Source organism: uncultured Enterovirga sp. (genome assembly GCF_964242715.1).
GTDB lineage: Bacteria > Pseudomonadota > Alphaproteobacteria > Rhizobiales > Beijerinckiaceae > Enterovirga.
Genome location: NZ_CAXTAZ010000036.1, coordinates 37,170 through 50,365, shown reverse-complemented (window position 1 = coordinate 50,365; position 13,196 = coordinate 37,170). Strand labels below are relative to the sequence as shown.

General features: G+C 65.1%; 13 protein-coding genes. 6 read left to right on the top strand and 7 right to left on the bottom strand.

Annotation, left to right across the window (positions count from 1 at the left end; translation table 11 throughout):
* Together ACFE87_RS16980 and ACFE87_RS16975 are read left to right on the top strand one after the other, a co-directional pair.
* A partial coding sequence (locus ACFE87_RS16980; protein WP_375460828.1) for a hypothetical protein occupies nucleotides 1-817 on the top strand: 817 nt, incomplete at its 5' end.
* Between the two features lie 21 nt (nucleotides 818-838).
* A complete protein-coding gene (locus ACFE87_RS16975; protein WP_375460827.1) occupies nucleotides 839-1,444 on the top strand; it encodes an RES family NAD+ phosphorylase in 606 nt (201 codons plus the stop codon).
* 14 nt (nucleotides 1,445-1,458) lie between these two features.
* On the opposite strand, the gene ACFE87_RS16970 is transcribed toward ACFE87_RS16975, so the two are convergent.
* The gene (locus ACFE87_RS16970) at nucleotides 1,459-1,698 is read right to left on the bottom strand and encodes a hypothetical protein (RefSeq protein ID WP_375460826.1); all 240 of its coding nucleotides are present in this window, start codon (nucleotides 1,696-1,698) and stop codon (nucleotides 1,459-1,461) included.
* Between the two features lie 285 nt (nucleotides 1,699-1,983).
* Nucleotides 1,984-2,373, bottom strand: coding sequence for a site-specific integrase (locus tag ACFE87_RS16965; RefSeq protein ID WP_375460825.1), 390 nt, complete (start codon nucleotides 2,371-2,373; stop codon nucleotides 1,984-1,986).
* An 835-nt stretch (nucleotides 2,374-3,208) separates the two neighbouring features.
* Between ACFE87_RS16965 and ACFE87_RS16960 the strand changes: the two genes are divergently transcribed.
* Entirely contained in the window at nucleotides 3,209-4,357 is a 1,149-nt protein-coding gene (locus ACFE87_RS16960; RefSeq protein ID WP_375460824.1) for a glycosyltransferase family 4 protein, read from the top strand.
* A gap of 43 nt (nucleotides 4,358-4,400) precedes the next feature.
* Nucleotides 4,401-5,528, top strand: coding sequence for a glycosyltransferase family 4 protein (locus ACFE87_RS16955; RefSeq protein WP_375460823.1), 1,128 nt, complete (start codon nucleotides 4,401-4,403; stop codon nucleotides 5,526-5,528).
* Between the two features lie 10 nt (nucleotides 5,529-5,538).
* Here ACFE87_RS16955 and ACFE87_RS16950 read toward each other — a convergent pair whose 3' ends face one another.
* Complete coding sequence (locus tag ACFE87_RS16950; RefSeq protein ID WP_375460822.1) at nucleotides 5,539-6,732, bottom strand: glycosyltransferase family 4 protein; 1,194 nt, start codon at nucleotides 6,730-6,732, stop codon at nucleotides 5,539-5,541.
* Complete coding sequence (locus tag ACFE87_RS16945) at nucleotides 6,729-7,952, bottom strand: glycosyltransferase (RefSeq protein ID WP_375460821.1); 1,224 nt, start codon at nucleotides 7,950-7,952, stop codon at nucleotides 6,729-6,731. The genes ACFE87_RS16950 and ACFE87_RS16945 overlap by 4 nt, the downstream gene beginning before the upstream one ends.
* A gap of 516 nt (nucleotides 7,953-8,468) precedes the next feature.
* On the opposite strand from ACFE87_RS16945, the gene ACFE87_RS16940 reads away from it, so the two are divergent.
* Nucleotides 8,469-9,089 (top strand): hypothetical protein, encoded by a 621-nt coding sequence (locus ACFE87_RS16940; RefSeq protein ID WP_375460820.1) that lies wholly within the window; start codon nucleotides 8,469-8,471, stop codon nucleotides 9,087-9,089.
* A 49-nt stretch (nucleotides 9,090-9,138) separates the two neighbouring features.
* On the opposite strand, the gene ACFE87_RS16935 is transcribed toward ACFE87_RS16940, so the two are convergent.
* A complete protein-coding gene (locus ACFE87_RS16935) occupies nucleotides 9,139-9,969 on the bottom strand; it encodes a glycosyltransferase family 92 protein (protein WP_375460819.1) in 831 nt (276 codons plus the stop codon).
* A 205-nt stretch (nucleotides 9,970-10,174) separates the two neighbouring features.
* A complete protein-coding gene (locus ACFE87_RS16930; protein ID WP_375460818.1) occupies nucleotides 10,175-10,942 on the bottom strand; it encodes a glycosyltransferase in 768 nt (255 codons plus the stop codon).
* A 74-nt stretch (nucleotides 10,943-11,016) separates the two neighbouring features.
* Here ACFE87_RS16930 and ACFE87_RS16925 point away from each other — a divergent pair, with 74 nt between their 5' ends.
* Nucleotides 11,017-12,009 carry a glycosyltransferase family 2 protein gene (locus tag ACFE87_RS16925; RefSeq protein WP_375460817.1) on the top strand — a complete coding sequence of 331 codons (993 nt, stop codon included), beginning with the start codon at nucleotides 11,017-11,019 and terminating at the stop codon, nucleotides 12,007-12,009.
* A 26-nt stretch (nucleotides 12,010-12,035) separates the two neighbouring features.
* On the opposite strand, the gene ACFE87_RS16920 is transcribed toward ACFE87_RS16925, so the two are convergent.
* Nucleotides 12,036-12,758, bottom strand: a complete 723-nt coding sequence (locus ACFE87_RS16920; protein WP_375460816.1) for a glycosyltransferase — start codon at nucleotides 12,756-12,758, stop codon at nucleotides 12,036-12,038.
* Nucleotides 12,759-13,196 lie beyond the last annotated feature (438 nt).

Sequence of the window (13,196 nt, the reverse complement as noted above, 5' to 3'; positions counted from 1 at the left end):
TCGAACACCGCCGGAAAGGTCCAAGCGCGGTCACCGGACGAACTTGACGAAACTGCCTAACCTGACGATGTTAGCCGACGTCTGGAGGCGCGAGATGGCAGTCGTCAAGGGTAAGAGCCGGTCCGCGCGCGCCCGCGTCGTCGCGGGTGGGCGACATGTGATGCGCTTAGCCTCGACTGGCCAGTACGTCGGGGCTGGTGCCGGTGGTGCCGAGATAACCCTGGCTCCGAGTGTGTTCGGCGAGATCATTGGCCGGAAGGGGACCGCAAAGGGCCTGCTTACTGGCTTCGGCAAGGCTGTTCATCGTGCCGAGCAGTCGGGGAGGGCGGTTCGCCTGACGGTGCTCGTCGAGCCAGGGAAGCCGGTATCGAAGGTGGCTGTCGAGGACGCCGTCGATCAGCGCCCTCGGGACGAGCTCGATGAAGCTCTGACCGAGGCACGTCAGCGTGGAGCGAAGCGCGCTGCTGAGATCCTGCAGGCCCCGGACATGCTGAGCGCCGACCAGTTCGCGGCCGCGATCGGGGCGACCCGGGAGACGGTGCACCAGAAGCGCCGCCGCGGAGAGGTGCTCGGGATCGAAGGCGCGAAGCGCGGCGTCCGCTTTCCGGAATGGCAGATCGGCGCCGATGGTCGACTCTTGGCCGGGCTTCCGCGGCTCATTGAGGCGCTCGGCAAGCATCCCTGGGCCGTGCACCGCTTCCTGCTTCAGCATCATCCGGAGCTCGACGGCTCGAGCGCGCTCGAAGCGCTTCGTCGTGGCCGCGTCGACGAGGTGCTGGCGACGGCGCAGGGCGTGGGAGAGGGCGCGTTCGCGTGATCGCCGCCACAGGCTGAAGCCGTGCTTCCGCCGGCCGGCTTCGGGTCGCGTCCGCTCGACCTCCATGAGGTCGCGCCCGGCGAGATCTGGCGACGCCTCTACGGGACGCGCCACCCGGATCCGCTCGGGTTCGGTCGTGGCGCGAGCCGGTTCAGCGACGCGCGCACGGGCATCCTGGATGCCGATCGCTTCGGCGTCGTCTATCTCGGGAGCACGCTCAAGGTGTGCTTCCTCGAAGCGATCCTGCGTGACCGCGGCAATGGTAGGCTCGGCGACTGGCTCGTTGAGGCGGCCGAACTGGACGGCTGGAGCTGCGCCGAGATCGTGGTTGATACTCCCTTGAGGCTCGTCGATCTACGCGGCGACGGGCCTGCCCGGATGGGCATCCCGTCCGATGCCCTGAGAGCCTCGTCGCAAGGTCTCGGCCAGGCGTGGTCGGCCGCTGTGTGGGCGCACGATGAGCGGCCGGACGGGCTGATCTACTCGTCCCGCCTGAACGAGGACACGAACGTCGTCGTGTACGATCGTGCGCTCCCGAAGCTCAGGGCGACCGCCACGCCGAGGCTGCTTGAATGCCGCTCTGAACTCGCGGACGTGCTGCGAGACCTCGCGGTCGCGCTGATCTGACCCTGCGGCGTCGGTCAGTTCGATCGCTCTGGGCCCGGGACCGCGGTGGACACCACTTCGTCGATGATCTCGGCGGCGCCCGCTCCCTCGTACCTGGCGAATGCGACCGACCAGAACAGGAGCTCACCGGGGTTGCGCGCGACGAAGGCTTCGATCAGCCGCCAGCCGAGATGCCGCTGGGCCAGCTCGTTCGGCAGGGCCTCGAGCTTGGCCAGCTCGGCTTCGATGTGCAGACGGGGGTCACGGCAGGTCATGGGCTCTTGCCTGGATCGGTTCGGTCTGGGATGGTCGCAGCTGTCGAGTCGGATGGAAGATGAGCGGATCGTCGGCGAAGCAGTCATTGCCGGCGAGCATCAAGTCAGCAGGATTCTTGGGTCGCGGCGAAGCGTGCGAGGCAGCAGCGTTAGGGTTAACGTCTTACGTCACTCCTCGGCTAAGCCGTTGCACTCCTTTACACGGGCTCCGGTCTTAGTTCCATAAGATATATTCTGAGCGGCGGAACCTCCCTCTGGAGAAGCGCTTCAGTTCCATAATTAAGCTTATGCGAATGGGAGCTGTAGACGCCCGATAGAGATGTCGCCGCTCTCCCCGTTCCAGATGTCACTCTCCCGAGACGGGTGGCGCTGATCAAGGTAGCCGGCGACGTGGAACGGTGTGATCTCGGCAAGCGAGCGGACGCCGGCGGCCGCGCACCAAGTGAGGAACGTGCTCACGTCGCGGCCGTAGGCGCGGCGGGTGTTCGGGTTGCGGATGTGGGCGGTGAAAAACTCAAGGAAGCGCCAATGGGCGCGCTCACCGCTCGCGGCAACGAGCGCCGGCGCCACAGGCGCCGACCCCGAGGTGACGACCAAGGCCTCTTGAGCCCGAGCGATCGGCAGCGTGTCGGTTATCCGCCGCGATCCCTGCGCCACGCCGGCGCGATCGTCCATCAAGAGCAGCTCCGCCTTTATCGCAATGGCAAGCGCGATGGCGGCCTGCTCGCCGGCGTCGAGACGCGGGAGGCCTGCATCGCTCTCCGCCGCCGCCCGAGATGGTCAGCCAGGGCGGCGGTGCTCCTGCCCAGGTCTGGACGGCTTGCGGCGCACCCGGATGGAGCATCTCGGCTTGCACGGCAGCGGGGATGACGACGGCCTCGAACAGGCGTGGCAGAAGGTCAATCTCGCCGATCAGCACCAGATACTACAGCGGCCCGGTGTCCGCGACGACGATGCGCACGCGAATCAAAAGCCAAGCCGGTTCAGGGTATCCCGCTCCCGGCCTAGATCGGCCGCTGCGTAGGCGTGGAAGATGCCGTGCACCTTGAGGAAGCCGTCCAGCTCGTGGCGTGTAGAAAAGCCATGCAGCTGGCGCAGCTCGGCCTCGGTCAGTCGTCCGACCTGGTATTCGGCGAGGGCGAATGCCTCCAGAGCGCGCGGCGCGACAGATCGCCGGCTTCGCCCACCCGGGCTGCCAGATGGTCGGGAATGGGCAGCGTCACGTTCTCGACCGGAAACTACGCCGTGTGCGGGTCCGGCGCAATGTCTAACGCATCATAAAGATGTTACCATGGATTGCAAGGTCGGAACCAGCATGCCAGACGTAGATGTCGCATGGGGTTTTAATGGCGCACAGCACGGTGGGTAATCACGCGCGAGGACTCCGGCTTGGCACGGTGCCTCGGTAAACGAGAAAGGATCGAACGACAGACCATCGCCATTTGCCGCTTGCAGCACCACGCGCAAGCCGCCTAAGCTTCAACCCAGATGTGTGCCAGAGCCTCCGCTCGTGACCATTGCCCCTACCATGAAAGAACCGAGGGCGCGTCCTGACATCTCCCCGGTCTGTTTGGTTTACTGGGGAACGAAAGGTGGCGGATCGATTTTCACGCTGCGACTGGTCACGCATCTATTGGGGCAGCAACCTGATACGCCCGTTGTGGTGTCGATCCGTCGGGAGAATTGCGATTTACAGCAATTCCACGAACTGGCGAGTCATGTTGAGATCATTGAGCTAGGCGGGTCCGTTCAGCTCCTCCGAGCTCCCACGACGGCGTTGCGAGCCGTTTCAACGCACGCTCGACGCTTGAGGGCGCTGAGGCCCTCCGCCGTCGTGTTCACGATGAACTCACCATTATGCGTGCCGCTCGCGCTGCTTCTCCGTGCGGCTCGGGTCCGGATTGTTTACGTCGTCCACGACGCCGCGCCTCACCCGGGTGATTATTATCCGGCTCTGCAACGCCTGACACATACTGTATTGATGGCCTGCGCCAACGATGTCGTGGCTTTGTCACATTTCGTGCAGCAGGAGCTCCTTCGAAAACGACCATCCCATTCAGGCGAAATTCGGATGATTGCGATTGAGGCCCTCGAACCGGTACGAGAGGGCTCGCACCCTTCCATGCCGCCATCGCGGCCGCTCGCGCTGCTCTTCCTAGGGCGGCTGCTCGCCTACAAAGGGCTTCCATTCCTGCGCGAGGTCCTCGAGCCCATGCGAGGCCGGTCTGACTGGCACCTCACGATCGCCGGAGAGGGTCCCCTCGCTGGCTGGGTCTTGAACGCCTTTGCGGACTGGCCACAGGTTACGCTCGAACTCGGGTGGGTCGACGAGGCGCGGTTCGATGCCTTGATCGATGCGCATCACCTTCTGCTGTGTCCTTACACGGAGGCGAGCCAATCCGGCGTGGCTGCCCGTTCACTCGCACGTGGTCTGCCGACCATCGCGACGCCGGAGGGAGCACTACCGGAACAGATCCGCCGGCTCGATCCGGGCCTGGTCGCGGACGCGACCACACCGGAAGCCTTCCGCCGAGCGCTGACTCGCATCCTCGATGACCCTAATCGGATCGGGCGACTTTCGACGAAGAGCCTAGCGCTCACCCGCAGCTTGCGCGAGAGGGCGGGATGGATTGACATCGTGACCTCACGACCGCGTTGATGTGGGAGAGCGTCTGGCGCTTGCAGGACGAGACGGCCCGAAGATGAAAATCGCTCTCGTGACCGAGCGGTTCGACGCGAGCTTCGGTGGCCTGGAGCGCTGGACGATCGACTTTGCGTCTTTCCTGGCGAAGCGGGACCACGAGGTCCATGTGGTCGCCTTTGGGGGTGCGGAGAAGCCCGGGATCCGGCTGCATCGTGCCAACGCGGCAACCACGGAATGGGGCAAGGCTCGGGCGCTCGACCGAGCGATCGCGACGCTTGGGGCTGTGGTCGTCCATGACACCGGCCTTAGCTGCTCGGGCGACGTGTTTCAGCCCCAGACTGGATCGAGGCTCGCGAGCCTTGATCGAGAGATCGCCGCGCACAGCCGAGTACGGCGCTTGAAAGCGTCGATATCGCCCCAAACGCAGGGCCGGCGGCTGATGATGTCTGTCCTCGAGCGGAGGCAAATCGCTCACGCCCGCGCGATCATCGCGGTATCTGGACGGGTGCGTGATCTCATCACGGCTCGCTACGAGGTCAATCCAGCTTTGATCAGCATCGTCCGCAACGGGATCGATCCCGGCCGATTTTCCCGCGCACGGCTCGCGCCCTTGCGGGATGCGTCGCGGCGCCGCCTCGGGATCGCCGACGGCGAGACGCTATTCATTTCTGTCGCGCACAATCTGCGGTTGAAGGGTGTCGATATTTCGCTGCGAGCGTTAGCGGCACTTCGGGCGGATAACCGTTCGGCCCGGCTCGTCGTGGCAGGCGGCGTGCCCGAGCCGAGCCTGGCGGCGCTTGCCGCTAATCTCGGCATCGGCGAGCGCGTGACCTTCACCGGTTTCGATCCCGAGATCGAGCGCTTGTATGCGGCCGCCGACGTCTTCGTGCATCCGACCCGCTGGGACGCCTGCAGCGTCTCGACAATCGAGGCGCTGGCCTGCGGCCTGCCCGTGATCACAAGCGAGGCTGATGGCGCCTCGGAGCTCGTCCGGTCCGGCGAGACCGGATTCGTTCTCACGGATCCAGAGGACGACAAGGCTCTGAGCCGAACGATGGACACGCTCACCGATCCGCTTCATCGAGAACGCATCCTCGCGGCCCTGGTCCAAGCGGCCCCGCCTCTCGCCCAGGATTTCAGCGCGATCGAGGCGGTGCTGGCCGAGGTCTCCGCAGACAAGCGCTGATGTGCGCGGATCATCCGTCGAGCGTGCGCCGCCACAGCGTGATCAGATCGGCGACAGAGCGGTCCCACGAGAACGCGGCGGAGCGGAGGAGGCCCGCGGCGCGGCGCTCGCTCCACAGGGTTGGATCGTCTATCAGCCGCCGCAGACCGTCGCGGATCGCCTCGACGTCGAGCGGGTCCACCATCACGCCTGCGGACCCGGCGATTTCGGCCGTGGCGGTTGTTGAGGCGGCGAGCACCGGCGTGCCCGCCGCCATCGCCTCCACGACGGGAAGGCCGTAGCCCTCGTAGAGGCTGACCATCGGCATGAGCCGCGCTCGTGCAACCAGCGCCGCAAGGCTAGCATCGGGCACGAAGCCGAGCAGCCGCAGGTCGCCCGCACGCTGCGCGGCATCCGTCCTGGCGAGCACCGGACCCCAGCCGTCGCCACCCACGACGACAAGCGGATAGCGACGCCGGATGTCGGTCGGGAGGCCCGCATGCGCGGCGGCGAGGCGATCGAGGTTCTTGCGCGGTTCGAGCGTCGTGACCGCCAGAACGTAGCCGCGGTCGGCGAGGCCGTAGCGATCGAGAACGCCTTGCGCATCCTCGGCGCCCATCGGCCGGAACCGGGCCGATGCCGCGCCCGGTACGACCGCCACCGATTTGTCCCCGATCGGAAAATGCCGGCGCAGTTCCGCGGCGGTGAAGGCAGACACGCAGGCGAAGGCCTGCGCTTGCCGTAGCCACCGCGGCACGTTTCGCTCGAGCCAGCGCAGTCGCCCGGGCGGCATCAGGTCCGGTCGCTCGCGCCAGAACAGGTCGTGGACCGTCACGGTGCAAGGCCCGTCGAACGGGACGGGAATGAGGTTTGTTTCGTGGTAGATCACCGGACAGTCCGCAGAGCGTCCGAGCCGGTCGAGCCGCCGCCCAAGCGCGCGCATCCGGACGCGGTTGCGGAGGGCGCGCAAAGGGCCGACCTCGCCCAGGATCCCGCCGAGCGTGTCGCGGATACCCGAGCGCGGCGTCGGCGCTGCTTCGTCACCGGCCTCGGCCTGCGGGATCTCGGCCGTCGTCCGCACGGCGCCGCCTATCAGAAGGGCGAGATCCTCGATCGCGTGATGACCGGCGAGCCGCGTGGCGACCTCCAGGGTGTAGCGCCCGACTCCGCTTCGCGCACCGTGCAAGCCATCCGCGCCCAGGAGGACGCGGATCGGGCGCGTCATGCTCGCACCGGCCGTTCGAGCGCATCGAGAAACCTCGTGGTCGAATAGGCCCGAGCGATGGTTCTGGCGGCCTGCGCGCCCTTTCGCGTCACGCCATCCCGATCCGAGGCCGCCGCGCGCATCGCCGCCACCGCGGCGCCTGGATCCGGTTCGCCCCAGATCGCACCATCCAGGGCATAGCGTCCTGTGTCATCACGAACCGGCACCGGCCGCGCCTCGACCGGCCAGCCGTTCTCCCGCGTCACGAACTCCGCCGTGGCAGACCAATCCGTCGCGATCACCGGAACGCCCCGCTGCATGGCTTCGGCCGGCAGGAGACCAAACCCCTCCGACCGATGCAGCGACACCAGGACGTCGATGCGACGCCACCAGCTTTCAATGCCTTCGGGCCCGAGATTGCCGAGTTCCAGGTCGATCGGGGCTCCTGGCTGCGCGAGGAGTTCCTGCAGTCTGGCGAAGGCCTGCGGGGCGCTGCCGGGATCGCGCAGCTTCAGGAGGAGGCGCGCCGGACCCTCCACCGTGAAAGCTCCCCGGAACGCCGTGACGGTCGCGAAAGGGTTCTTGCGCGCGACCGTCGAACCGAGATCCATCGCAGCCCCGAACACGATGTCTCGGCGCGCCAGTTCCGTCCGCGGCGGCGCCGGGATTGCCCCAAGCGGCCACGGCACGTGCCGCACCGGTTCGTTGAATGTTGTTTCGAAGATCGTCTGGACGAAGCGGCTCGGGGCCGCGACGGCGTGGACGAAGCGCCGTTCGGCCAGCCAGATGGGCGGGAGCCGATCGATCTCCCAGGCCCATAGCCCTAAGCGCAGCTTGTCCCGCAGGAGTCCGCGACCGATCGCTGCGAGACTGTGGGCGATTGTGGGCGGCTGCGACATCAGGAGGACCGTTCCTGGGCCTAAGCGCGGCAGAGGCAGCACAGGCACCGGGATAGTCGCCGGCTGCATCAAAATCGGGCCGAGGTCGACGGCCGACACATCCCGCCCGGCCGCGATCAAGCCGGCGAGGACGAGGCGGGACGCTTGTCCCAATCCGGTCGGCGCGCTTAGGGGGCCGGCCACGATATAGGGTTCGCTTGGCGTCCTCGGCGTTGCAGCCGTCCAGCGGGCCGGCGTCGCGAGATGGCCCGTGATCGTCGCGTAAAGCTGGCGACGCAGTCCCGGGGGCAGCTTGCGCCAGACCGGATGGAGAAGTTTGAGGGCGGTGGCAGGGCTCGTCACGGCTGCGGTCCTAGTCGGCCACGAAGCGTGCGAAAACTGTCTGGCCCGATCAGCACGCCCCGACCCATCGTGTGAGTGAATCGTGGGCATTGGGCGGCCCAGGCCCGCGGGCGAATACAAATCGGGCATTGATGGCTCAACTCGGCGCGGGCGCATCGGCGACGCGAGCTTCTCGCCAGGATCCTCACGCGCTACGGCTGAGCTGATGGAAGCAATTGGATGGGAGGGTCGAAGACATGACCATGCGCGCAATCTCGCTGCCCGAGCCCGGCTAAGCAAGCCGTGAAGCGCATGCTGAAGCGGCTGCTGAGGTGGGATGATCGATCCGACCTGCAGAAATCTATCCTGCTCTACCGGCTTCGACACACCGTCGCTCTGCTGATCAGTCCCTTCCCGCTGCCGCTCCCTTGGCTGATGCGCTGGGCCGGAACCGACAAGCACCGCCCCCATGTTCCGGGTGACCATCGGTACGGTCCCGCCTATGCGGACGCGCTCCGCCGCTTCCGTTACCGTCGCGTGCGCTTCGTTGAGATCGGCATCGGCGGTACTGCCGACGAAATCGGCGGACGCTCGCTCCTGGCCTGGAGGGCCTACTTTCCTTTCGCCACCCTCGTGGCCTGCGACTTGAACGACAGGTCGGCGCTCGCGAGGCGGCGCACCCGCATAGTGCGGCTCGACCAGGGCGATCCGCGCGAACTTGCGGCCTTTGCCAAACAAGGTCCCTTCGACGTCGTTGTGGATGACGGCTCTCATCTTGGATCGCACCAGTGGATGACGTTCACCGCCCTGTTCGACACGTTAACGGAGGACGGCCTTTACGTCGTCGAGGACGTCCAAACCTCCTACTGGGACCGAATGGTGGGCGGTGTGATTTGGGGCGGCGCCAATCCGTCGAGCTCAGCTTTCGCGGGCACCTGCGTGGGACGATTTCTGGATCTCGCGAAGCACCTGAACTATGCCGAGTTTTTAGACGAGGCTGACGCCGATCCCGAACTTCGGCCGCTCGCCCGCCGAATCCGCCATATCACGTTCGAGCACAATCTCGTCATGATCGTGAAGGGCAGCAACGAAGTCCCATCCAACACTGTCGTCCGATCCGGCCCTCCTGGATCGAGCGAGACGGGAGGATCTGGATAGGAACCGCCGTATCGGTCTCCGGGTCGCTCGGGTGAACCTCCCGTGATCCTCAGGTGAGTAATCGGGCGGCTGTCAGCCCGATCGAGGCTGCGATGGGCGCGATGGCTCGATCCTCGACCTCGTTAAGCTTCGCCTCGAAGTCGAGGTGCCAATCGAGATCGCGGACCTTTTCGCTCGACGCGTCGCCGCGTTCGACCTTGATGCGCAAATCTTCAATCGATCGTGACCAATAGTGATTGTATCGAAGAGGCTCGAATATTGGAGATTGACGTCCTTCATTCAGAGTTCTGCAACTCAGATCGAGCGCTTCTCCCGTCCAGTAGCTGAAGGTATGCACGTTCGTTATGGCGCGGATAAACCGTGGATTAGCGACGGTTTTCGCGCTGCAGTACGTTGTCGCTGTAGCGCGTCTCGTGTAGGCTGATACGATTGGCTCGTCTGGTCTCGTCACATGGCCCGAAGAGCCGAAATAAAAACCATAGACCAGCACCGCCGGGGCCTGAGTCCATGCTCTCAAAGAGGGCCTCACGTCCATTGCGTCGGGACTGAACAGGAACTCATCGATATCGATAAACGCGATCCAACGCGCGTCGCGCCTGTGATTGCGAATACAATGACGATAGGCGGGAAGTTGCCCGACGGGGAGAGGCCAATCGTAAAGGGTGACCAAGCCGCGCGCGACCCATGGGCGAAGAACTGTTTCGTAATCATCGGTTGAGAAGTTGTTGTAAAGATAGAAATGAGAGGCGCCGACGTTCTCATGAAAAGTTAGCCACTCTTCAAGAAATGGCGCTTCCTCTCGGAAAATGGCGCAGATGGCGAGCTCGTAATGCGGCATTCGCAAAACTGCCCGGTCAATGCGGCGCGAGCGGGCCACCATGACGCCTCTCGCTAACGACCGCAACGATCTGCCGAGCAGACCAAGTTTAGCTGCCCTCAATCTTCGCAGAACTCGTCGTATCCCCGCCAAACTCTGCATTCCTGCAAGTTTTTTCACCTTCGAAAGCGAGGCGCTGCTGCTCCACTGGCCCAAATTCCTGCGCTCCCTCACGTTGTAATTCGGCGTCGGCCAAGTTTGTCCTATGCTAAAAGGCGAGCTGATAAACCTTACGAAGGCGCCTGACGAGTGGATCGAGGTAGTTGGCACGCGTCACGGCCCCTCCCGTCTCTCGGAGAACTTCCGGCTCGTTGTGCGTCAGCCTGGATATATACCAACAATGGAATACGCCGCCCGAGATCGTCGGCACCCGCGGGTTCCCGACAGAAAATTCTGGGGCGAACGCGATCTCATGACCTACCACGCCGAGCCCGGCCTCGAGAACGCGAATCGTCGCCTCTTCGCCCGTGTCCGTATCTTCCCCGCGCAGCTTGCGCAGCATGACCAGCTTGCCGAGATCCTTCTTAAAGAACGTCATGAAGTGCGGATGGACGTACCATCCGTGCGGATTGCCGCGATGCCTTTCCCGAGAAATCGCTCCTGCGAGACGGTGGTGATCGTCGAGCCGGTCGACGCTATCGACGAGCCAATCCGGGCTGACCGGATGCGCATCCGAGTCGAGGAGGACGATCCTCTCGAATTTTGCTGCGCGAGCTCCAGCTTCGGCGGCGTTCCCGTGGCGATGACCGCGCTGCCACCACCATTGCCGACGAGTCATGAGGCGCACGTCCGATTGCCTTTTCAGCCAATCGCGCGATCCGTCGCGAGAGCCCCGATCGACGACAACGATTTCGTAGCTGCGCGAACCGACGAGCGCACGAACCCGTTCGACGAGGAGCCGGATGAAGAGGTATCCGTCCGCCGAGACGGTGACGATGCTGACTGGGGGCAATTTGTGATCGTCGGGCTCAGCCATGCGTGGGGATCTCTCGCCGGGTCCGCCCAGGATGACCACGGATCGGCCGCGACGCAACGAACGGATCGGGTCGCATGAGTGCTCCGGCCGTGAGCGTGGTTATGCCGGTGCGCGACGGCGAGATGTATCTGGATGAAGCCGTCCGCAGCATCCTGCGGCAGAGCCTCCAGGATTTCGAGTTCCTGATCATTGACGACGGCTCGCGCGATGCGACCGCAAGCATGATCGCCCGCTACGCCGCTGGCGAGGACCGCATCCGGGTTATCACGACACCCCCGCTCGGGGTCGTTCCGGCGCTGAATCGCGGCCTGGCCGAAGCGAAGGGGCGCTACGTCGCGCGCATGGACGCCGACGACGTCGCGGCCTCCGAGCGGTTTGCACGACAATGTGCCGCGCTGGATTGTGACCCAGCGCTAGCGCTGATCGGTTGCGGCTGGCGCGTGATCGACCGGACCGGCTCGGTTCTTCGGCTGGTGCAGCCTCCAACCGAGGTCGTGGCGTTGCGGGCGGCGCTCGCGCAACGGAACTGCCTCGCCCACGCAAGTGTCATGATGCGCCGCGATGCGGCGCGAGCCTGCGGCGGCTATCGGGAGGCGTTTCGCCTGGCCGAGGATTACGATCTCTGGATGCGCCTAAGCGAGCGCCACGGCATCGCGGTGCTTCCCGACCATCTTCTCGATTATCGGCAGCATGCAGCGCAATCAAGCCTGTCCGACCTGGAACAACGGATCATGTCGGAACTCGGCGTGCACGCTGCGGCGGCGCGCCGTCGGGAGAATTCGCCAGACGATCTCGACGGCCCTGCTCCAATCGACCGCGCAGCGCTTGTCGCGCTCGGTCTGACGCCTGGCGAGATCCGCGACGGGATGCTCGCGCGCGCTCTCGGCGCGGCGGAAGACGCCGTCGTGGCCGGTCATCGCGAGGCGGCTCAGACGGCGATCCGCGTCGCGCGACGGCAGGAAGCGCTAGCTCCCCGCACCCGGTTACATTTGGCGTGGCTTACCTTCAGAACCGGCCCGCGTTCACACCAAGACACCAAGATCGATCTGTTCGGAACTGTAAGGTGAACTCTACCGCTGAGGGCTACCTCAAGCTAGACTAATGCGCCCTGACGGTCCGCTCGCCAGCCGGGTAGGCATTCGCGCGTGATGTACTCGCACAGCGCCGCGTGAGTGTGGTGGCGGAGCACGTGGGCACGCGCGCTGAGGCCCATGGCGTCGAGCCGCCTCGGGTCTCTCAGCGCGGACGTCACCGCACGGATCAGTCCGTCATTCTCGACACCGTAGTAGATCCCGTGCTCACCATCCAACAACGGCGCATGGCGGCGGATCGTGGGGAGATTCATCAGCGGTACTGAGCCGCACAAAGCCGCCTCATAGTGCCGAAAGCAATCCCAACCAAGCCCTTCCGGCGACCAAACCAGGCGCGCGCGGGCGCAGCGCTCCAAGAAGGCCGCCCGACACAGCCGCTCGCGCGCTATATCGACCCGGACGCCCGCCGAGGCAAGGCTCTCGAGTTGCGCGACTCCCGCACCCCGCACGGCCGGCGCGTGTTCCAGGCTGCCGGCGAAGAACACGTCTGTCGACTTTTCCGGTACGACGGCCGGTGCCTCTCGGATGACATCCGCGGGCAGTCCGAGCGAGATTGGCTGAAGCTTGGTGAGCTGAGAGGTGAGCCACGACCGCCTGAGGCTCGGGCGAAACGCTGTGACCGGGTTGGGCGGAAGCTCGCGCTTGAAGTAGCGCACGCACCCGCCGAGCAGAGCGAGGTCGCGGGCGTGGATGGCGCGCTCATCGTGCATGTCGAGCACAGCCACGGGGGTGCTCTCCGCGCGTGGCTGAAACTGACGTATCACGTCCCAGGCGAGCGCAGCCCATGCATCGGAGCGTCGCCGAGGCGACAGCAGTCGCACCAGTACACCGGGGCGCCACGGTTCCTCGATAGAGGTATGTGCGACCACAAGGTCGAAATGACCTGGCCGGAGCCAGACTCTGGATCGGAACCGAGCAGGAAGATCCCCTTCCACGGCGAAGCGTTCGGGCCCGGCATAGAAGAAATCGGTCGTTGCCGGCCAAGCCTGCTTGAACAAACAAGACATACCGACCTCGAGCACACGCGGCCGCGCTGCCTCAATCATCTCGGTTGAGCCCGGGCGAATCTTGATTCAACAACGGCGGCGACCTGAGACGAGTTCAACGGCGGAGTCGTGCTATGGCCACGGCGAAGCCCGCGACGTCAAGCTATCTTTCGGCAC

Coding starts and splice junctions, on each gene's coding strand:
- ACFE87_RS16950 (WP_375460822.1), bottom strand. CDS start 6,732: ATGACGCGCCCGATCCGCGTCCTCCTGGGCGCGGATGGCTTGCACGGT.
- ACFE87_RS16935 (WP_375460819.1), bottom strand. CDS start 9,969: ATGGTGGCCCGCTCGCGCCGCATTGACCGGGCAGTTTTGCGAATGCCG.
- ACFE87_RS16930 (WP_375460818.1), bottom strand. CDS start 10,942: ATGGCTGAGCCCGACGATCACAAATTGCCCCCAGTCAGCATCGTCACC.
- ACFE87_RS16925 (WP_375460817.1), top strand. CDS start 11,017: ATGAGTGCTCCGGCCGTGAGCGTGGTTATGCCGGTGCGCGACGGCGAG.
- ACFE87_RS16955 (WP_375460823.1), top strand. CDS start 4,401: ATGAAAATCGCTCTCGTGACCGAGCGGTTCGACGCGAGCTTCGGTGGC.
- ACFE87_RS16965 (WP_375460825.1), bottom strand. CDS start 2,373: ATGGACGATCGCGCCGGCGTGGCGCAGGGATCGCGGCGGATAACCGAC.
- ACFE87_RS16970 (WP_375460826.1), bottom strand. CDS start 1,698: ATGACCTGCCGTGACCCCCGTCTGCACATCGAAGCCGAGCTGGCCAAG.